The sequence below is a fragment of the Pseudomonas sp. FSL R10-0056 genome (genome assembly GCF_009600105.1).
GTDB classification, from domain to species: domain Bacteria; phylum Pseudomonadota; class Gammaproteobacteria; order Pseudomonadales; family Pseudomonadaceae; genus Aquipseudomonas; species Aquipseudomonas bubulae.
Genome location: NZ_WIWL01000190.1, coordinates 15,754 through 36,507, shown reverse-complemented (window position 1 = coordinate 36,507; position 20,754 = coordinate 15,754). Strand labels below are relative to the sequence as shown.

Annotated in this window: 16 protein-coding genes, 2 tRNA genes and 1 pseudogene; 13 read left to right on the top strand and 6 right to left on the bottom strand. The window is 58.6% G+C overall.

Features of this window, described 5'->3' with window-relative positions; translation table 11 throughout:
• Positions 1-354: 354 nt before the first annotated feature.
• Both GHO42_RS26455 and GHO42_RS26450 read left to right on the top strand, forming a co-directional pair.
• Positions 355-1,380: pseudogene (locus tag GHO42_RS26455) on the top strand (cache domain-containing protein); the annotation flags it as partial.
• A 69-nt stretch (positions 1,381-1,449) separates the two neighbouring features.
• On the top strand, positions 1,450-2,235 hold the full coding sequence (locus GHO42_RS26450) for a methyl-accepting chemotaxis protein (protein ID WP_370688617.1): 786 nt from the start codon (positions 1,450-1,452) through the stop codon (positions 2,233-2,235).
• A 48-nt stretch (positions 2,236-2,283) separates the two neighbouring features.
• Here GHO42_RS26450 and GHO42_RS16120 read toward each other — a convergent pair whose 3' ends face one another.
• Positions 2,284-2,982 carry a GntR family transcriptional regulator gene (locus GHO42_RS16120; protein WP_095025165.1) on the bottom strand — a complete coding sequence of 233 codons (699 nt, stop codon included), beginning with the start codon at positions 2,980-2,982 and terminating at the stop codon, positions 2,284-2,286.
• A gap of 237 nt (positions 2,983-3,219) precedes the next feature.
• Here GHO42_RS16120 and GHO42_RS16115 point away from each other — a divergent pair, with 237 nt between their 5' ends.
• From GHO42_RS16115 to GHO42_RS16075, 9 genes are all read left to right on the top strand, one after another.
• The gene (locus GHO42_RS16115; protein WP_153328236.1) at positions 3,220-4,836 is read left to right on the top strand and encodes a glycosyltransferase family 39 protein; all 1,617 of its coding nucleotides are present in this window, start codon (positions 3,220-3,222) and stop codon (positions 4,834-4,836) included.
• Positions 4,817-5,074, top strand: coding sequence for a DUF2789 domain-containing protein (locus GHO42_RS16110; protein ID WP_095000657.1), 258 nt, complete (start codon positions 4,817-4,819; stop codon positions 5,072-5,074). Before GHO42_RS16115 ends, GHO42_RS16110 begins: the two co-directional genes overlap by 20 nt.
• A gap of 100 nt (positions 5,075-5,174) precedes the next feature.
• Entirely contained in the window at positions 5,175-5,606 is a 432-nt protein-coding gene (locus tag GHO42_RS16105; protein ID WP_016782970.1) for a MarR family winged helix-turn-helix transcriptional regulator, read from the top strand.
• Positions 5,603-7,690, top strand: coding sequence for an FUSC family protein (locus GHO42_RS16100; RefSeq protein WP_095000658.1), 2,088 nt, complete (start codon positions 5,603-5,605; stop codon positions 7,688-7,690). Before GHO42_RS16105 ends, GHO42_RS16100 begins: the two co-directional genes overlap by 4 nt.
• Positions 7,687-7,896 carry a DUF1656 domain-containing protein gene (locus GHO42_RS16095; protein WP_016782973.1) on the top strand — a complete coding sequence of 70 codons (210 nt, stop codon included), beginning with the start codon at positions 7,687-7,689 and terminating at the stop codon, positions 7,894-7,896. Before GHO42_RS16100 ends, GHO42_RS16095 begins: the two co-directional genes overlap by 4 nt.
• On the top strand, positions 7,893-8,795 hold the full coding sequence (locus tag GHO42_RS16090) for an HlyD family secretion protein (RefSeq protein ID WP_095000659.1): 903 nt from the start codon (positions 7,893-7,895) through the stop codon (positions 8,793-8,795). The genes GHO42_RS16095 and GHO42_RS16090 overlap by 4 nt, the downstream gene beginning before the upstream one ends.
• Positions 8,792-10,237, top strand: coding sequence for an efflux transporter outer membrane subunit (locus GHO42_RS16085; RefSeq protein WP_095000660.1), 1,446 nt, complete (start codon positions 8,792-8,794; stop codon positions 10,235-10,237). The genes GHO42_RS16090 and GHO42_RS16085 overlap by 4 nt, the downstream gene beginning before the upstream one ends.
• A gap of 106 nt (positions 10,238-10,343) precedes the next feature.
• The gene (locus GHO42_RS16080; RefSeq protein ID WP_095000661.1) at positions 10,344-10,988 is read left to right on the top strand and encodes an NADH:ubiquinone oxidoreductase subunit N; all 645 of its coding nucleotides are present in this window, start codon (positions 10,344-10,346) and stop codon (positions 10,986-10,988) included.
• 129 nt (positions 10,989-11,117) lie between these two features.
• Positions 11,118-12,599 (top strand): YdgA family protein, encoded by a 1,482-nt coding sequence (locus GHO42_RS16075; RefSeq protein ID WP_095000662.1) that lies wholly within the window; start codon positions 11,118-11,120, stop codon positions 12,597-12,599.
• 80 nt (positions 12,600-12,679) lie between these two features.
• Here GHO42_RS16075 and GHO42_RS16070 read toward each other — a convergent pair whose 3' ends face one another.
• The 5 genes from GHO42_RS16070 to GHO42_RS16050 form a co-directional block, all read right to left on the bottom strand.
• Positions 12,680-15,133 carry a TonB-dependent receptor gene (locus GHO42_RS16070; RefSeq protein ID WP_256670620.1) on the bottom strand — a complete coding sequence of 818 codons (2,454 nt, stop codon included), beginning with the start codon at positions 15,131-15,133 and terminating at the stop codon, positions 12,680-12,682.
• A gap of 116 nt (positions 15,134-15,249) precedes the next feature.
• Positions 15,250-16,194: a FecR domain-containing protein gene (locus GHO42_RS16065; protein WP_232527665.1), complete on the bottom strand. Its 945-nt coding sequence runs from the start codon at positions 16,192-16,194 to the stop codon at positions 15,250-15,252.
• Entirely contained in the window at positions 16,187-16,705 is a 519-nt protein-coding gene (locus GHO42_RS16060) for an RNA polymerase sigma factor (protein ID WP_095017812.1), read from the bottom strand. Before GHO42_RS16060 ends, GHO42_RS16065 begins: the two co-directional genes overlap by 8 nt.
• Positions 16,706-17,011: 306 nt before the next feature.
• Positions 17,012-17,102, bottom strand: a tRNA-Ser gene (locus tag GHO42_RS16055).
• 184 nt (positions 17,103-17,286) lie between these two features.
• A tRNA-Arg gene (locus GHO42_RS16050) sits at positions 17,287-17,363 on the bottom strand.
• Between the two features lie 347 nt (positions 17,364-17,710).
• Here GHO42_RS16050 and gabD point away from each other — a divergent pair.
• Complete coding sequence (gabD, locus tag GHO42_RS16045) at positions 17,711-19,153, top strand: NADP-dependent succinate-semialdehyde dehydrogenase (protein WP_095000664.1); 1,443 nt, start codon at positions 17,711-17,713, stop codon at positions 19,151-19,153.
• Positions 19,154-19,330: 177 nt separating this feature from the next.
• Positions 19,331-20,614, top strand: coding sequence for a 4-aminobutyrate--2-oxoglutarate transaminase (gabT, locus tag GHO42_RS16040; protein ID WP_095000665.1), 1,284 nt, complete (start codon positions 19,331-19,333; stop codon positions 20,612-20,614).
• Positions 20,615-20,754: the final 140 nt, after the last annotated feature.

Here is a 20,754-nt window from a genome sequence, read left to right as displayed (position 1 = left end):
GAACTCAGTAGTGAAACGATGCATCGCCGATGGTAGTGTGGGGTTTCCCCATGTGAGAGTAGGTCATCGTCAAGATTGAATTCCGAAACCCCTGTCTGCTAACGCAGACAGGGGTTTTGTTTTTGCGCGACGTAAATCCCCAGCGCCCTTTCTGTTCGTCTGAACCCCCTTCCAAAAGCCAAACCTCAAATCGTACAGCTGCGCTTTCGTCGGATTAAGCACATTGCCATCAAACGTGGCTAAGTATTCTGCCGTCCGTGCCGACAGCCTGTTGAGCATTGCGTGCGAGCAGAGCTGCCAACAGGTTGCACACACCGTACGCATCCCAACTTTTGGCATAAGAAGTCCCATGCTATGAATCTCAAGTTCAGTCATAAAATCCTTCTGGCCGCTTCAGGCGTCGTGGTTCTGGCGTTTGCGTTATTCACGTTGTACAACGACTATCTGCAGCGCGACACTATCAAGCAGAACATCGAGTCCTCGGTGCAACAGGCTGGCAACCTGACAGCCAGCAGCGTTCAGAACTGGCTTGGTGGCCGCATTCTGGTGCTGGAGAGCCTGGCACAGAATATTGCGCAGCAAGGCAGCCAGGCTGATCTCCCTGGCCTGGTTGATCAGCCGGCATTCACCTCCAACTTTCAGTTCACCTACGTCGGGCAAGCCAATGGCGTGTTTACTCAACGCCCTGACGCGACCATGCCTGCAGGTTATGACCCCCGCGAGCGCCCCTGGTACAAGCAAGCTGTAGGCGCCGGTCAGACCATGTTGACACCTCCTTATATGGCAGCTGTCGGAGGCCTGATTGTGACCATCGCCATGCCCGTTAAAAAAGGCGGTGAGTTGTTGGGTGTGGTGGGAGGTGACCTGAGCCTGGACAGCCTGGTCAAAATCATCAATTCGGTTGATTCCGGTGGCCTGGGCTACGCGTTTCTGGTGAGCAGTGATGGCCAGGTTATCGTTAGCCCGGATAAAGATCAGGTGATGAAGAACCTGAAGGACATTTACCCGGTCAGTACTCTGCGCATCGAGAAGGGCATTCAGGAAGTGACGCTCAATGGTCATGAGCGGATTATTTCCTTTACCCCGGTGACAGGCCTGCCGTCCGCGGATTGGTATATCGGTCAGTCAATAGACAAAGAAAAAGCATACGCGCCGCTGTCTAAATTCCGTACGTCTGCGTTGATTGCAATGTTTATTGCAGTGGCCGCGATTGCGTTGTTGTTGAGTTTGTTGATCCGTGTACTGATGCGTCCACTGACCACCATGGGCCGTGCGATGCAGGATATCGCCCAGGGCGAGGGTGACTTGACGCGCCGTCTGGTCATTGAGAACAAGGACGAATTCGGTGAGCTGGCCAGCTCGTTCAACCAGTTTGTCGAGCGTATCCACGCCTCGATCAGCGAAGTGTCTTCTGCTACTCGTCAGGTTCATGACCTGTCACACCGCGTTATGGCCTCATCCAACGCTTCCATTGTCGGCTCGGACGAGCAAAGTGCGCGCACCAACAGTGTCGCCGCGGCGATCAATGAACTGGGTGCCGCCACCCAGGAAATCGCCCGCAACGCCGCCGATGCTTCGCAACATGCAAGCGGTGCCAGCGAGCAGGCAGATGACGGTCGCAAAGTGGTTGAACAGACCATCCAGGCCATGACCGAGCTGTCGCAGAAGATCAGTTTGTCGTGTGCGCAAATAGAAACCCTGAATGCCAGCACCGACAACATCGGGCACATTCTGGATGTGATCAAAGGTATCTCTCAGCAGACCAACCTGCTGGCCCTCAACGCAGCCATTGAGGCTGCGCGTGCGGGCGAAGCGGGTCGCGGCTTTGCCGTGGTGGCGGATGAGGTGCGCAACCTCGCCCACCGCACTCAGGAGTCGGCAGAGGAGATACATAAAATGATCACCTCGCTGCAGGTAGGTTCCCGCGAAGCGGTCAGCACCATGAATGCGAGTCAGGTCTCCAGCGAGGAGAGTGTCGAGGTCGCCAATCAGGCGGGTGCCCGTTTGATCAGCGTGACTCAGCGCATCGATGAGATCGACGGTATGAACCAGTCGGTTGCCGCCGCCACTGAAGAGCAAACGGCAGTGGTCGAAACCCTCAATGTGGATATCAACCAGATCAACTTGCTTAACCAGCAAGGTGTGGTGAACCTTAACGAAACCCTCAAGGACTGCGATGCGCTATCGCAGCAGGCCAGCCGTCTCAAGCAACTGGTCGACAGTTTCAAAATCTGAAACCCGCAGGTCAGCAATAAGTTATCCACAGCCCTGGCGATTCATATGTCAGGGCTGTTTTGTTTTGACCATGCTCAAGTAGTAGGTAATAGCCTTCACCCCGCGCTGCAGGTGCAACTCCAGCTCTGCAATACAAGCCTCGACATCTCTGGCCCGGGCATAACGCAACAACGCACGGTGATCGTCCTGGCACAACTTGCCAAGGTTCATCTGCTCAAGGTTGAAGCGTAGAAAACGCTCTTCTTCAATTAGCCCTGACTCAATGAGTGCCAGCAGTTTTTTATTAGGAGCCTTGCAGTAAAGCGCCTGATGAAATTGCCGATTGAGTGTGCCGATTTTTCCGAAGTCTTTTTCGATCTCGAGCGCTTCGATATAGCCCTCGGCTTCTTCGAAATCCTCTTTGCTCAACAGTGGTACTGACAGGCGCAGTGCCTGGGCTTCGAGCAACTGTCGCAGTTCATAGGTCTCGAGCGAGTTGTCTTCAATCAAAGGAGCGACCACGGCACCCTTGTATTGCACGACCTGCAGCAAACCTTGAGCTTCCAGCTGACGCAGTGCTTCGCGTACAGGCATACGGCTGACGCCAAACAACTTCGCCAGTGCTTCCTGGCGAATGGCTGTACCACAAGGCAAACGGCCATCAAGAATGGCGTTGCGCAAGGTTTCTTCGATCTCCGAGCGCGCCAGGTGAGCGGGTATGGGACCCGACACAACTATGCTGTTTAAGGGATTGTTTTTGACGGCCACGTTGCGACTACCTGTGCCGACGAACCGGCATACATGTTTGGATCCAATTCAAGTTAGGTACTGACCTGATTGCTGTCAAACCTTGTTACGCATAGTTTAGCGTGACTGCGGGATAAGAGATTGCATCGGGCCACTATCTTTCTTGGCGGGTGCCCTCCCTTTTGTTATGGGCTGTGCCCTACAATCGCCGAAGTTAGAGCTGCCCGATTTGCAGCACCAATGCACAGCAGGTGAGGGATGGGCGTACTCAGCAACAACGATGTGGGTGAGCAACGGTTTGAACTCCTGTTACAGCCCTCTAACGTCTTTTCCAGCCTGATTCGTCAGCCGTGGCTGTGGTGTATTTTGCTGCTGGCCGCAGGAGTACGCTTTTACGGTTTCACCGCCTCGGCGATCTGGTGCGACGAAGGCTCCAGCCTGATGCTGAGCGACTACCCGCTGTCGGGGATCTGGTTTCATGCTGCGCACGATGTTCACCCTCCGTTGTATTTCATGCTGTTGCACGGCTGGATAGCGCTGTTTGGTGACAGCCTGGTCTCGATTCGTTCCCTGAGTGTCCTGCCCGGCATTGCCACGGTATTTTTCGGTATCTGGCTGGTACGGCTGGTGGCCACCCCGCGGGCTGCATTGCTGGCGGGCCTGCTGCTGGCGTTATTGCCTACCGCCGTGCGCTACAGCCAGGAAGTGAGGATGTATTCACTGATGGGGTTGTGGCTGATAGCTGCCACAATCGCGCTGTTGTACTGGGTCAAGGCCCCGCATAAGTATCGCTACCCGGTGCTCTACACCGTGCTGATGGCGGCTGCTTTTTACACCCATTACTTCACTGCGTTTTGTGTAATGGCCCATTGGCTGTACCTGTTGCTAAGTGGCCGCAGCAGCGGCTGGCTGATCAGGCGCCCGGCCTGGTGGCTGGTTAACGTTGCCATTGTGCTGTTGTTCCTGCCCTGGCTGCCGGGGTTGGTGGATTTGCTGCAACACATGGGTGAACTCAAGAGTGGCGGTGATGTGGGGTGGGAGCCTGCAGTCGATGCCCGCTCCTTGCCCGCCATGACGTGGCAGCTGTTGATACAGGATGAAGGCGACTACCTGCCCTGGCCGTTGTTCTGGCTGGCACCGCTGGCACTGCTTGGCGGTGTCGCAGGAATGGCTGTACGCGATTCAAGCCCGCATAAATTCATCACGTTGATCGTGATCTACACCCTGCTGCCGATCCTGGCCATTTACGCCGTATCCTTTATCTCGCCTCTGTTTATCGAACGCTATGTGATGTTTGCAGCGTTGGGTTTGCCGCTGCTTGTGGCGATTGCAGTCGATCAACTGTTCAAGCGCAAGCGGGCGCTGGCCATAGCGCTGCTGACACTGTTCATTGGCGCCGAAGTGACGGGCTTGCGCAGCAACTTCAGCAGCGATGCCGATCATTTTGATCGTCTGGTGGAGCACGTTAACCAGCAGTTCAAACCCGGTGACCGGATCGTCGTCAGTGACTTGTTCTGGTACTTCAGCTTTGTCTATTACAACAAGACCGGATTTCAACCGATGCTCTATACGCCGCCCCTGGAAGATGGCACTTCAGGGCGCCCGAATGACTATGGCTTTGGCACGCTGGTCAATGGCCACGGCACGAGTATCTATGTCGATCGCCTGAGCGATATGCCCCCAGGCCCGGGTCGTATCTGGCTGATCAGCAGCAAACTGCAGCCCGACGACTTCAGTGCAATTCCCATGGATTGGCGCAAAGCACAGGACCTGGCCGTCGATGACACTCAGGCTCGTCTATATTTGACCTGCGTTGCCGCCAAATGCGGCTCTGAACCTGAATGGAGTCAACTCGATGCAAAAGCCAACCCATAGCCTGCCATCCTTGTTCAAGCAGCTGGGCCTGCCGTCCAGCCCGGAAGATATCGAAAAGTTTGTCACCACCCACTCGCCACTCAAGCCTGACCTCAAGCTTGAAGATGCTTTTTTCTGGACGCCCGCCCAAGCGGCTTTTTTGCGTGAGGAGCATCTTGAAGACGCTGACTGGGCTGAAGTTGTCGACCAATTGAATCTGATGCTGCGGCAAAAACCTGTCACGGGCCCTAAGAAATAAATAGCAACACTTGACTGTGCTCATCTGGCCGCGCAATATTAATAGTTAGCAAACTAACATTATGTGACGCCTCTTGCCTGACACTCTCGATCCACTGCAAATGAGCATCAGCACCGGCATGGTGGTTGCGACTCGCCATTGGCGTCGCGTCTGCCAGGCCACGCTGGTCAACTATGGTATTTCCGAAGCCTGCGCCATGCCGCTGCTGATCATCGGCCGCCTGGGTGAGGGTGTGCGGCAAGTCACCGTGGCCCACGCTGCCGGGATGGAAAGCCCGTCGCTGGTGCGCTTGCTCGATCAACTGTGCAAGGCTGGGTATGTGCGCCGCTGTGAAGATGCCAGTGACCGCCGCGCCAAAACCCTGAGCCTGACCGACACCGGGCGTGCTCTGGTGCAATCGATTGAAGCTCAGCTTGTACAACTGAGAAGGGCCGCTCTGGCCGATATTCCAGTGGCTGACCAGGAAGCTGCGTTGCGTGTGATCAAAGCCTTCGAAGCTGCCGGACAATTGCCTGACGGGGCTGCCTCTTGAACGGTTTTTTCAGCAGCATGCCGCCTGCCCGCGACTGGTTCTACGGGGTACGTACCTTCGCCGCGTCGATGATCGCGCTGTATATCGCCTTGCTGATGGAAATGCCTCGCCCTTACTGGGCCATGGCTACGGTCTATATCGTCTCCAGCCCCTTTGTCGGGCCCACCAGCTCCAAGGCCGTGTACCGCGCCCTGGGCACGCTGATAGGCGCTGCTGCAGCGGTATTTTTTGTGCCGCTGTTTGTCCAGACACCGTTCTTGCTGGTGCTGGTGATTGCCCTCTGGACGGGCATTTTGTTGTTCCTGTCGCTGCACCTGCGCACCGCCAACAGCTACGTGTTCATGCTCGCCGGCTACACCATGCCCATGATCGCCCTGCCGATTGTGGATAACCCGCTGAATGTGTTCGACATCGCCGTTTCGCGTACTGAAGAAATCATGCTCGGTATCGTCTGCGCGGCGGTCGTAGGCAGCATGTTCTGGCCTCGGCGCCTGACGCCGGTATTTATCGACGCGGCGGCCAAGTGGTTTGCCGATGCGAGCAATTACAGCAAGCACTTTCTGGCCCGCGATGTCGAACCCAGCAAAGCCAGTGGCCTGCGTTCATCAATGGTGGCGACGTTCAACAGCCTTGAAATGATGATTGGCCAGTTGCCCCATGAGGGCGCGCACCCGCAGACCGTGCGCAACACCAAAGAGCTGCGTGGACGCATGATCCACCTGCTGCCGGTGGTCGATGCCCTGGACGATGCCCTCTATGCGCTGGAGCGTCGCGCTCCTGAGCTGCTCGACAAGGTCACGCCATTGCTCGACCACGCCCAGGCATGGCTTGAGCGCACCCGTGAGGGCGCCTCGATCCAGCAGTGGCAAGCATTGCGCCATGAACTTGAAGCGTTGCAGCCCAGCGCCGCCGCTCTGGATGATCGGCGCCAACTGGTGCTCTCCAACGTGCTGTACCGGCTGGGTGAGTGGATCGACCTGTGGCAAGACTGCCGCAGCCTGCAAGAGGCCATCTCGACCGGTAACCAGGATGTCTGGCGTGCGGTCTATCGGCATTGGCGCCTGGGTCGCCTGACGCCGTTCCTGGATCGCGGGCTGATGCTTTATTCAGCGTTCTCTACCGTCACCGCGATTGTCGTCGCCTCGGTGTTGTGGATTCTGCTCGGCTGGACTGACGGCGCCAGTGCGGTAATTCTGGCCGCCGTGGCCTGCAGCTTTTTTGCCGCGATGGACGATCCGGCGCCACAGATCTACCGGTTCTTTTTCTGGACCTCGCTGTCGGTGCTGTTTGCCAGCCTCTACCTGTTTGTGATCCTGCCCAACCTGCATGACTTCCCGATGCTGGTGCTGGCGTTTGCCGTGCCGTTTATCTGCGTCGGCACCCTGACCGTGCAACCGCGCTTTTACCTGGGCACCTTGCTGACTATCGTCAACACCGCCTCGTTTATCAGTATCCAGGGTGCCTACGACGCGGACTTCATGGTGTTTATGAACGCCAACCTGGCCGGCCCCGTCGGCCTGCTGTTTGCCTTCGTCTGGACCCTGATCGCGCGCCCGTTCGGTGCCGAACTGGCGGCCAAACGCCTGACCCGCTTCAGCTGGCGTGACATTGTCAGCCTGACCCAGCCCGCCACCCTGGCCGAACACCGGCAAATGGGCGCGCAAATGCTCGACCGCCTGATGCAGCACTTGCCACGTCTGGCCCTGACCGGGCAGGACACCGGCAGCGCCTTGCGTGACCTGCGGGTGGCCCTCAACCTGCTCGATCTGCTGGCCTACGCACCCAGGGTTACGGGCGGGCCGCAACTGTTGCTGCGCCAGGTGGTCAGTGATGTGGGTGACTACTTTTGTGCCTGCCTCAAGGCGGGTGAGCGCCTGCCAATGCCAATGGGCCTGCAAATGACCATGGACCGCACGCGTCGCGCCCTCAACGCCAATGACCTGCAAGCCGAAGGCGAGGCACGAGTGCATCTGTTGCACGCCCTCAGCGGCCTGCGTCTGGCGCTGCTGCCCGGTGTCGAATTTATTGTCGACAACGACGACCGGCCACATCCCCAGGCCCACATTGAGGGAGCGCCGCTATGATCGGTGACGTAGATATCAGCGGGGTTTTCCTGCCCACGCTCCTGGTACTGATGGGCATCACCTACTTGTTGTTTCTGGTGGTTCACGGGTTACTCACCCGTGTGCACTTTTACCGCCTGGTCTGGCACCGGGCTTTGTTCAACGTCGGTCTCTACGCTCTGTTACTCGGCGTTGTGGATTCGTTCAGTCGATATCTGATGACATGAAAAAACCTTTACTGACCCTGGGCCGTGTCGTTCTCACCTTATTGGTGGTGACGTTTGCCTGCGTCGTGGTCTGGCGCATGACCATGTACTACATGTTTGCTCCCTGGACCCGTGACGCCCACATTCGCGCCGACATCGTGCAAATCGCCCCCGACGTGTCGGGCCTGATCAAGCAGGTGGATGTGCGTGACAACCAGCCCGTCAGCCGTGATCAGGTGTTGTTTGTCATCGACCAGGAGCGCTTCAAGCTGGCGCTGCGTCAGGCCGAAGCCACCGTGGCCGATCGCAAGGAGACCCTGGCCCAGGCCCAACGTGAGAGCCGCCGTAACAAAGGCCTGGGCAACCTGGTCGCCCGCGAACAGCTCGAAGAAAGCCAGTCCCGTGAAATGCGCGCCCAGGCCGCACTGATAGAGGCCCAAGTGGCCGTGGACAGCGCCCAGCTCAATCTGGACCGTACGGTGGTGCGCAGCCCCGTCGATGGTTACGTCAACGACCGGGCTCCACGGGTCAATGAGTTCGTCACGGCGGGGCGGCCGGTCTTGTCGATCGTCGACAGCAGCTCGTTCCATATCGACGGCTATTTTGAAGAAACCAAACTCGATGGCATCCATGTCGGCCAAAGCGTCGATATCCGTGTCATTGGTGATAACGCACGTTTGCGCGGGCATGTTGAAAGCATTGTGGCGGGCATCGAAGACCGTGACCGCACCAGTGGCCAGAACCTGCTGCCCAACGTCAACCCTGCGTTCAGCTGGGTGCGATTGGCGCAACGGATTCCGGTACGCATCGTGTTTGACGACGTGCCTGAAGACTTTCGCATGATTGCCGGGCGCACCGCGACCGTGTCCATCATCGAAGATTCGGCCAAAGCCCAGCCTGCCCCGGAGCGCGCGCAATGAAAGCCGTTCGCCTGGCAGCCGTAGGACTTGGGCTGCTGCTGTCCGGTTGCCAACTGCTTGGCCCTGATTACCAATTGCCCAAAGACGCGGCCATGCAGCGCCCGGACTTGCAGGGCCAACTGGCTGGCGAGGGCGCCAACGTGGTGTCCGCCCCGGTTCCAGTTGACTGGTGGAAACTCTATGAGGACCCCAGGCTCAATGAACTGGTGCGCCAGGCGCTGGCCTCCAACACTGATCTGCGGGTCGCTGCGGCGAACCTGTCGCGGGCGCGGGCCCAGGTTGAGCAGGCACAGTCGGCCGGTGGCTGGAGTGGTTCTGTGAAGGCGGGCGCCCAGCGCCTGCAGGAGTCCGGTGAAGCGTTCCTGCTGGCGGACAAGGTGCCGGTAGCCAATGTCGGTGATCTGGGTATCAGCACTTCATACCAGTTCGACTTGTGGGGCACTTTGCAGCGCGGGATCGAAGCGGCACAGGCCAACGCCGACGCGACTCAGGCTGCCGCCGACACCGCGCGCATCACTCTGGTGGCGGATGTGGTGCGGGCGTACACCCAAGTGTGCGCAGCCAATGAGGAACACCACATCGCAGAAGAGTCCCTCAAGCTGCAAGCGCAAAGTACCAGCCTGACCCAGCGCCTGCGTGATGCGGGTCGCGGTGATGAAACCCAGGTCACCCGTTCTGAAACCCAGTTCAAATCGTTGCGCGCAGAATTGCCCCGTTACGAAGCATTGCGCCAGTCCGGCCTGTTCCGTTTGTCGATGTTGCTGGCCAGGCCGCTGGATCAACTGCCCGCCGGTGTGGCTACCTGCGCCGAGCTGCCGCATATCGCGCAATTGCTGCCCGTGGGGGACGGTGCAGCACTGCTTAAACGCCGCCCGGACGTGCGTCAGGCCGAACGCCATCTGGCCGCCGCCACCGCCGAAATCGGTGTGGCCACAGGTTCGCTGTACCCGGACATCAGCATCGGTGCCAGCATTGGCACAGTGGGGATTATCGACAACCTGGGCACGGCCCCTACTAACCGCTGGGGCTTCGGCCCGATGCTGAGCTGGACGATTCCGACCAATGGCTCGCGAGCCCGAATTCGTGAGGCCGAGGCGGTGACTCAAGGCGCTTTGGCCAAGTTTGACGGTGTGGTGCTCAATGCCATCCGTGAAACCCAGACCAGCCTGGTGCAATACACGGCGTTGCTGCAGCGCCGTGATGCCCTGGCAGAGGCCGAGTTGTCGGCCAAAACGGCGGCCGACCAGACCCATCAGTTCTTCCAGGCGGGGCGCGAGTCATTCCTGGCCGATCTGCAGGCAACCCGCACCTACACTGACATGCGCGCGCAATTGTCGGCGGCCAACACCCAGGTTGCCATGAGTCAGATCGATCTGTTCCTGGCCCTGGGTGGGGGCTGGGAAAGTGGACGAACGCAAGCGGCGACAAACGCCAAACCCTGACAGCGTTGCTATGCTCTGAATTATCGGTATCAGAACGATGGTTCAGGGCGTTTGCGGTCTGTAGCCCTCCTCATCGTGCAGACCATGCCTGATGGGGATACTAATAATGAAAAACCCTTATGCTCCCGGCTTCTGGTGTGCAGTGGCAGCCGTGGTGCTGCTTTCGGCGACCTACTTCTACGGCATCATGCTGGCGCACCAGATCGACAAGGCAATGATCTTTCTCGATAGCGCGAGTGCGTTGATTGCCGTTCTGGCCATAGTGGTGGTGGCCTGCGCCTCGGTGCAAACCCGGCAGATCAAAAAACGCCAGATCAACCAGGGCCAGACCCGCGTCCTGATCTGGGACACCAAGGTTGCCCTGCGGCGGGTAGAGACGGTATTTGACCGCTATTTCTGGGGCAGTTACTGGCAACCGGGCCGGACCTTCCAGGAGTTTATGGGCGAACTTACCGGCACCCCGCTGGAAAAAAGCCTCGAAGCCCTCAAGACCCAATGCCTGAAACTCGACAAGGCCCTGCCATCCGAAGAGCGCCAATGGCTCGACACTGCGCGTGAGCTCTCGAATGTCGCGGCAGCGATGGCGCGTGAGCGTTATCAGCTGGATTACTCGGACGTTTCTTTTAATTCTGTAGGAGAAACATGCATCGACCATGATCTGGAAGTGCTGGTGTACACCTGGAGTGCCAGTCTCAAGAGTTTCGACCACCAGCTCGACGAAATTGACCAGCGTTACGCCCAACCTGCATAAAGCCAGGTATCACGTTGGAGGAGCGTCTGCTCTGCTGCCAGTGTTAATCTGCTAGCACTTTTCGGCCCATGAAGGGCTTGGCAAAGACCGCTTTACTTTCAACATAACGGACATTGAACGGGTCAATTGATGAATAAACCATTAGGTGTGCTGGTAGGGATCGTTGTTGTCGCCGGGGCGCTGAATACCGCTGGCGCGTGGTATACCGGCAGCAAAATCGAGGGTGTGTTGCAGACCTCGATCGAGCAGACCAACCAGGAGCTGGCCAAGCAACTACAAGGCACCACCACTCACGGCACTATTGAGCTGGTTTCCATTGAGCGCAACCTCTACAGCAGCACCGCGCACTATCGCCTGAAGATCCAGGACGACAAGGCGGGCCCGGATGCGAAGCCGGTGGAATTGCTGTTTGTCGATAATATCGAGCATGGTCCATTGCCGTGGTCGCGTATCAAGACGTTCAAGTGGATGCCAGTGATGGCGGTCAGCAATTACTCGCTGGAAAAAACCCCATTTACCGAAAAGTGGTTTGCCGCAACCAAGGATCAGGCTCCGCTCAAAGGTCAGGTCACCCTGGGTTACGACCGCTCGGTTGACGGTCATATGGAGCTGATGGCACTGGAGACCCAGCTGGACGAGCACTCCACGTTCAGCTTCTCGGGCATGACCATGCAAGCCCAGACCGATGCCGATGGCCAGAACCTCAAGGCCAAAGGCTATATGGACCACCTCAAGCTCAATGCGATCACGATTGAGAACCCGCCGGTAACGGTCGAGCTCAACGGCCTGACCCTGGCCAGTGACCTGAAGAAGACCGACTTTGGCTTCTATCTTGGGCAGAACGTGATGGCGCTGAGCGAAGGTCAGCTGACTTATGGCGTCAAGCAATCGGTGATCAAACTCAAGAACTTCGAGTACACGGATTCTGCTTCCGCCAATGGCAACCTGATGTCCGGGCGTCTGGCCTATAACGTCGGTGATATCACCCTGGATGGCAAGCCGGTGGGCAGTGCGCAAATGGTACTGACTGCCAGCAGCCTGGATATCCCGGCCATGCAGGCGCTGCTGCAGATTTATCAGAACAAGTTCCAGCCTCAGGCCGACGGTACCCTGCCGCAAACCCCGCTGACCCCGGCGGAGCAAGTGCAGATGCAGCTTCAGGTTGAAAAAATTCTGGCTGCCAAACCGCAACTGGCGTTGGAGAAATTCACGATCAAGACCGCCAATGGTGAAAGCCAGCTCAACGTTGTCATGGGGCTGGCCAAGCCGACCTCATTTGAGCAGCCGCCAGTTGACGTTACCAAGCAGATGCTGACCGCGCTGGATGCCAAGCTGTTGCTGTCCAAGCCGATGATTGCTGATTTGTCAGCGGTGCAGGCACAGTTGGTTGGCCAGACCGATCCGCAAGCCATTGCCAAGATGGCCAGCATGAACAGCGAGATGGCAGGCGTGATGGCGGTGCAAACCGGGCTGGCCAAAGTGGAGGGCAACAACATCCTGGCTTCGCTCAATTACGCTGATGGCCAGGTGGATCTCAATGGCCAGAAAATGAGCCTTGAAGACTTCATCACTGCGATGAGTACCCGCTTTGGTGGTGTGGCCAGCCAGTAAAGCCGCGACTTAAACTGTGGGAGCGAGCCTGCTCGCGAACGATCTTCGCGAGCAGGCTCGCTCCCACTGTCTTGCTCTGTTCAATAAGCCAATGACCAGGTCATGGTGTATGTGCGGCCACGGCCCTGATAGTCATACAGGTACTCCGGGCCGTAGGTCGGCGAGTAGAACAGCGCCGCACGCTGGCCCCAGACCGTGCTGTACTCCTTGTCCAGCAGGTTCTGGATGCCGGCGCTGAACGTGCCGAATTCAGTCTCCTGGCTGCCCATCAAGTCGAACGTGGTGTAACCGCTGATCTTGTGGTCGGAATCGTCTTTAAGCGTAAAGGCATGGTTACCCTGCAAGCGCACATTGCGCCCATCACCGTGCCAGCCAACAAACGCGGTGGATTTGGACAATGACGCATACCGGGCGTCACGCTTCATCCAGTCGCCTTGCGCGTCCTCTTCCTCTGAACGTACCAGATGCAAGGTGCCGCCTGCGTCCCAACCGTTATTGAAGTGACGGGTCAGCGCGCCTTCAAAGCCAAAATCACGGCTCTTCTTGTCGGTTACATCAATCGTCAGCGTGGCAGCGTCCGTGGTGATGACCTTGTCAGACCAGATGTAATAGATCGCCGCCTGCGCGTCCCAATCCACATCGGCAAAGCGCCAGCCGGTTTCGACCTGACGGCTCTTGATCCCGGCCAACGGGTTGTCTTTGACGCTCAGCCCCGCCTTGCCGTAGTACTTGGCCGGGTCCGGCAAATCAAAGCCTTCGCTGTAGTTGACCCAGGTTTGATGGCCATTCTTGAAGTCATAAATGGCGCCCAGGTTGAACAGGTTGACCGCGTAGTCGTTGCTGCCACCGGCAATGCCCTTGAACACACCGACATCGACGTCCATTTGCTGGCGCCGCGCGCCGCCAGACAGGGTCAGGGCATCGGTAAGTTTCCAGTCAAGCTGGGCGTAGGCCGAATGCCCATCAACCCGGTAACTTGGGTAGCGCGGGGACTTGCTTTGGGTGACCAGGTCCAGGCCGCCGCTTTCGGATGAAATGGCCGAATCGAACACGCTTTGTTCGGCATTGAAGCGCTCGCGGTCGAGGTCTACGCCATAGGTCAGCTTCAGGCTGTCCCATTGTTTGGCAAACAGCGCCTTGAGGCTGGTGACTTCGAAGTTCTGCTGCGAAGCGGCGAAGTACACGCCCTTGGAACCCTGCGGTTTACCGGCGTTGTAGTACGGGAACGGATAGAAATTGTTGTCTTCCTTGCGGTACGAGCCCTGCAAGTAGAAGTCCTGGCCCAGCAGGTCGGCGTGGTGATAGTTGGCGTTGAACAGCAGGCGCTTGGAACGCGGCTCCAGGTCGGTGTCGTAGCCGCTGCGGATTTCGGCGTCTTCGAGATTGGACGGTGCTTTGTCGTGCAGGTTGGGGAAGTAAATCCCGACGCTGCCGTTGTTCCCCGAATCATAGTACTGGGCCAGCAAGTCCAGGTCCTGTACGTCATCGAGCTTGATTGCCAGGCTGCCCATCAGGTCCAGGGTGCGGTTGTATTGCAGGTCGGTCTGGGTGTTGTCGATAAATACCTGATCGCCTTTACCATCGTAAAAGGCTTCGTTCTGTTCACCGGAAATCCCCAGGCGGCCATAGACCCGATCAGTGCCGCCGCTGACGGATTGTGAAATGCGGCTGGAGAGGTCGTCGCTGTTGTTGAAACCGCTGGTGGCGGACAGCTCTGTTTCGAATTGCGCGGGGCCGGGGGTGCCCTTTTTGGTCACGATATTGATGATCCCGCCTGTGGCGCCACCACCGTACAGCGCGCTGGCGCCGGACAGCACTTCGATCCGCTCTACGTTGAACGGCGAGATGCTGTCGAACTGGCGCGACAGCCCTCGCGAGCTGTTCTGGCTGACGCCGTCGATCATCACCAGCACGTTGCGCCCGCGCATGTTCTGGCCGTAGTTGCTGCGCCCTTCGGGCGCCAGGTCGAGCCCCGGCACCAGTTTGCCGATGGCTTCCTTGAGGGTGACACCAGTGTCCAGTTGCTCCTGCAACTGCACCTGGTCGACCACCCACACGGTGCCCGGGATTTCACTGATGGAGGTGCTGGTACGGGCGCCGACGCTGACTTCCAGGGCCTTGAGTTGCAGGCTCTGAGCGGGGGCTTGAGGTTTACCCAAGATGACGGTGCGGGCATCGCTGAATTGCCAGCCCAGACCGCTGTCTTTGAGTAGCGATTGCAGGGCCTGTTCAACACTCATCTCCCCCCGCAGCGCCTGGCTGTGCAAGCCGGCGACTTCGGCTGAGGTAAACAGCAGGTGCAAATCGGCTTGATCGGCAAACTGGGTGAGCGCCTGATCGAGGTCCTGGGCCCTGACGTCCACGCTGACCTGGCGGGTGTGCTGGGACGTGCCGGGCGTGGCCGCAGTTGTGGTCTGGGCACTGGCTTGCAGCGGGCCTCCCAGGCTGGCCAGCAAGGCTGTGGCTACGAATACCTGGCGCAGTCGCTGTTCGTTTAGGTGTGCGCCACGCGGCTTCTTGACGTGCTCGACCATTGCGTTTTTGATCCTTGTTCGAGGTTTTTTATATCGCGAATGGGAACGGATTCGTTCCTGGTCTTACTACGACGATATGCCCGACAGGATCTTGCAGTGCCTGTGCGAAATTATTTTCAGTGCACCCACGCCACAAAGGGCAGGTAGGTGATGTTGAGGCCGTAACGCTGTTCCAGGGTATGCAGCAGGTTCTGTGGATCGTTGAGGTCGAACACGCCGCTGATCTGCATGGCGCCGAGTGTTGCATCGGGCAGCACGATACGGCCGTATTGATAGCGCTCCAGTTCGGCGAGTACGTCCTGCAAGGGTTTACGGTTGAAGATCAGCTTGCCGCGGTGCCAGGCGGTGAGGGCATTGGCATCAACCTGCTGGCGCTCGGCGACAGCCTGGCCTGGTTGATACAGTGCCTGCTGGTTGGGTTGCAGCTCCAGGGTTTGCGTCTGGTGCTGCACTTGCACCGCGCCCGAGGCGACCAGTACACGGGTCTGAACTGCATCGCGGCGCACGCTGAAGGCCCCGTTTTTAGCCGCCACCCGGTCTTGCCCAGCCTGGACGATAAAGGGGCGCGACGGGTCATCGGCCAACTCGAACAGGGCTTCGCCCTTGCGCAAGATGACGCTACGTTGATTGCCCGTGAAGTCGACCGACAACGCCGTGGCGCTGTTCAACGTGACACGCGTGCCATCGCTCAACAGCCATTGCTGGCGCTGACCGACCCCGGTGTGATGAGTGTCGGACCAGCTTGGTACATAGTCCGTAGCGCCATACCCGAGTACGGCCAGTAGCAACCCCGCCGCCAGCCCGTTGGCCCAGCGATAAGCCCGGCGGCGCGGTCTTGCGCGATGTTGCTCGGCGCTGGCGGTCAGACCGATATCCGCCCATAGCGCTTCGGCCTCTTGGGCCGCGGTTTTGTGCGCCGGGCTCAACTGTTGCCAGCGCTGATAGTCCAGGCGCTGGCGTGCGCTGGCTTCGCCCGAGTGCAGCAGGGTCTGCCAGTCGATGGCCTGATCGTCGAGATCGTCAGGGGAGGGCGTTGAAGGCATCACGGCACGCTCAGGCATGGTTGTCTTTTAGCCAGTCACGGCAGTGGCGCAAGGCCTGGCCAATGTATTTTGCCACCATACTTGGCGACACGCCCAGTTCGACGGCGATCTGGGCTTGGGTCATGCCGTCGATGCGACTCAGCAGTAACGCCTGGCGGGCATTGGGCGACAGTTGTTGCAGCGCCTCATCCAGAATGCCGATGCGCTCGGTGGCCAGCAGCAGACCTTCGGGCGGCAGCCCCGGATCAGCGATTTGCAGTGAAGGCGGTTCGCCGCTCAGGTTGCGTGTCTGGCGCTGATCCACGCGCAAGGCATCGATGGCCAGGTTGCCCGCCACCTTGAAAATAAAGTGCCGGTCATTAAGTACCGTGACCGCCTCGGGGTCGATTTTTGCCAGCTTGATCCAGGTTTCCTGCGCCACATCCGCTGCCCGATGCCGGTCACGCAGGCGCCGGGTCAGGAACGACAACAGATCGTCGTAGTGCTCCTGAAAACTGGCCAGCAGGCTGGAGGGTGAAGGCGAGGGCATGGAGCAGGGCTCAGGCGTTAATGAGAAGCTGTATCATTAACGATTGAGCCCGATGGCGCAACGACTCTTGCTGGGGTGAGCATTGAGTTATAGCGGTCGACAAGTCTTGTGGGAGCGTGGCTTGCCCGCGATGGCATCAACGCGGTCTGGCAGGACGACCGCGCCGCTTGAGTCGAGAGCAAGCCCGCTCCCACAGTTTTCTGCGGACGCGACAAAACCTTGCGCAGGTGCACATCGGGTTTGATTGGGTAGGGGGGGAAACGCGGTTCCCTTGAACAAGGGAACGCATTCAGGTGCCACAAATAATGGCGGAGAACGGGGGATTCGAACCCCCGACACCCTTTTGAGGTGTACTCCCTTAGCAGGGGAGCGCCTTCGGCCACTCGGCCAGCTCTCCGCGAAACGCCGCGTATAGTAACCAGCCTTTCGTCAGTTGCCCATAGAAAATTTAACCGGATCTGCGTTTTGCGCAGAAAAGCTCAAAAAACAGGCGTGCGATCGCTCACCGGGTTCTCGGTGGGAGGCAAAATGCTGTTGGTTACAGGGTTTTGACGCGATTCCCTTGAGCAAGGGAAAAAGAATGGTGCACCAGGCGGGATTCGAACCCACGACCCCTGCCTTCGGAGGGCAGTACTCTATCCAGCTGAGCTACTGGTGCGACGCGGCCGCCATCATACTCATCTGCGTGTCAGTCGTCCATGCCGCTGATTCGTGAGGTGTTTCCTTACGCGTTATGGGCTATTAATGGGGGCCGGGCGATAAAACGGTGAAGTCTGGCAGCTTGTTCTTTTTTTCGAACAGGCTATTGTCCTTTACCCCCTTTATCCCTAGGATTCGTTTGAGATTTCAAACGCTCTTGTCTGGGTGCTGAATCGCACGGCATGTTCTTTGTGCGTCATTTAGATACTTTGGCAGTGAATGACTTCCTGACGGCAGCCTTCCACGGCGCCTTTCTACTTTAATAATTCGCTCCGCGCCTGCGCGGTGCTGTTAAGGAAAGCCCACATGCAGCTCAAAGACGCACAGTTGTTCCGCCAGCAAGCCTATATCGATGGTGCCTGGGTTGATGCGGACGGTGGCCAGACCATCAAGGTCAACAACCCGGCTACTGGTGAAATCATCGGCACAGTGCCAAAGATGGGCGCGGTTGAAACCCGTCGTGCCATTGAAGCCGCAGACAAAGCGTTGCCAGCCTGGCGTGCCCTGACCGCCAAAGAGCGTGCAACCAAGCTGCGTCGCTGGTTTGAGCTGCTGATCGAAAACCAGGACGACCTCGGCCGCCTGATGACCCTGGAGCAGGGCAAGCCACTGGCCGAAGCCAAGGGCGAAATCGTTTACGCTGCTTCGTTTATCGAGTGGTTCGCCGAAGAAGCCAAGCGTATTTACGGCGACGTGATCCCGGGCCACCAGCCGGACAAACGTCTGATCGTGATCAAACAACCGATCGGCGTGACCGCTGCCATTACCCCGTGGAACTTCCCGGCAGCCATGATCACCCGTAAAGCCGGCCCGGCCCTGGCCGCCGGTTGCACCATGGTGATCAAGCCAGCTTCGCAAACCCCGTTCTCGGCCCTGGCCCTGGTTGAGCTGGCGCACCGTGCCGGCATCCCTAAAGGCGTGTTGAGCGTTGTAACCGGCAGTGCCGGCGATATCGGCGGCGAGCTGACCAGCAACCCGATCGTGCGCAAGCTGTCCTTCACCGGCTCGACCGAAATCGGTCGCCAGTTGATGGCCGAATGCGCCAAGGACATCAAGAAAGTGTCGCTGGAGCTGGGCGGCAACGCACCTTTTATCGTGTTCGACGATGCGGACCTGGATAAAGCCGTAGAAGGCGCGATCATCTCCAAATACCGCAACAACGGTCAGACCTGCGTATGTGCCAACCGCCTGTACATTCAGGACTCGGTCTACGACGCATTCGCAGAAAAACTGAAAGTAGCGGTGGCCAAGCTCAAGATCGGCAATGGTCTGGACGAAGGCACCACCACAGGCCCCCTGATCGATGACAAGGCCGTGGCCAAGGTCAAGGAGCACATCGCTGACGCACTGAGCAAGGGCGCGACCCTGCTGACCGGCGGCAACAGCCTGGAAGGCAGCTTCTTCGAGCCGACCATTTTGGTGAACGTGCCGAAAAACGCCGCTGTGGCGAAGGAAGAAACCTTCGGCCCGCTGGCGCCGCTGTTCCGTTTCAAGGACGAAGCTGAAGTGATCGCGATGGCCAACGATACGGAGTTCGGCCTGGCGTCGTACTTCTATGCCCGCGACCTGAGCCGTGTATTCCGTGTGGCTGAAGCCCTGGAGTACGGCATGGTGGGCGTCAACACTGGCCTGATCTCCAACGAAGTCGCGCCGTTTGGCGGGATCAAGGCGTCGGGCCTGGGCCGTGAAGGCTCCAAGTACGGCATCGAAGACTACCTGGAAATCAAATATCTCTGCCTGGGCATCTAACCCGGCGGGTGGTTCAAGCAGAGGGGGCACGAGAGCGATGCTTCCCCTGCGTTTCAAACTGTTAATTTTTGTGGCCGGGAGCGCCATGCCAGTCGATCATCGCATGCTGGCATGGGTGTCTGCCTGGCGCGTCAGCCTTGAACCACGCCGCTTGATCAGCGGCGAATGAGGAACACCATGAGCAACAAGACCAACGCATCCCTGATGAAACGCCGTGAAGCCGCTGTTCCGCGCGGTGTTGGCCAGATCCACCCGATTTTCGCCGAATCGGCGATTAACGCCACCGTTACCGACGTTGAAGGCCGCGAGTTCATCGACTTCGCCGGCGGTATCGCGGTACTGAACACCGGTCACCTGCACCCGAAAATCATTGCCGCCGTTCAAGAGCAACTGACCAAGCTGACCCACACCTGCTTCCAGGTACTGGCTTACGAGCCTTACGTCGAGCTGTGCGAAAAGATCAACGCCAAGGTCCCGGGCAATTTCGACAAGAAAACCCTGTTGGTCACCACCGGTTCCGAAGCCGTTGAAAACGCCGTGAAAATCGCTCGTGCCGCAACTGGCCGTGCCGGCGTGATCGCCTTCACTGGCGCATACCATGGCCGTACCATGATGACCCTGGGCCTGACCGGGAAAGTCGTACCGTACTCGGCAGGCATGGGTCTGATGCCAGGCGGTATCTTCCGCGCGCTGTACCCGTGCGAACTGCATGGCGTGAGCGTGGATGACTCCATCGCCAGCATCGAGCGCATTTTCAAGAACGACGCCGAGCCTAAAGACATCGCTGCCATCATCATCGAGCCGGTACAGGGCGAAGGTGGTTTCTATGTGGCGCCGAAAGCGTTCATGGCCCGTCTGCGCGAGCTGTGCGACAAGCACGGCATCCTGCTGATCGCGGATGAAGTGCAAACCGGCGCTGGCCGTACCGGCACGTTCTTCGCCATGGAACAGATGGGCGTCACTGCCGACCTGACCACCTTCGCCAAGTCCATCGCTGGCGGCTTCCCGCTGGCCGGTGTGTGCGGCAAGGCCGAGTACATGGACGCCATCGCTCCAGGCGGTCTGGGCGGCACCTATGCCGGTAGCCCGATTGCTTGCGCAGCAGCGCTGGCGGTACTGGATGTGTTTGAAGAAGAGCACCTGCTGGACCGTTGCAAGGAAGTCGGCGAGCGCCTGGTAACCGGCCTCAAGGCTATCCAGGCCAAGCACCCGGTGATCGGTGATGTGCGTGCGTTGGGCGCGATGATCGCGGTCGAGCTGTTCGAAGGCGGCGATTCGCACAAGCCAAATCCGACGGCAGTGGCACAAGTGGTTGCCAAGGCTCGCGACAAGGGTCTGATCCTGCTGTCGTGCGGCACTTACGGCAACGTCCTGCGTGTACTGGTACCGCTGACCTCGCCTAACGAGCAATTGGACAAAGGTCTGGCCATCATCGAGGAGTGCTTCGCTGAACTGGCGTGAGCTGCGCACCTGACGGTGTGACCTGATAGACAAAAAAACCGCTTCGGCGGTTTTTTTGCGTCTGAAGCGTCTATTTGGGTGTTTTGGCCTGTATCCGCGTGCGCCCTTTGACTAAGGTGCCTGTATCGCACGGGGAGCAA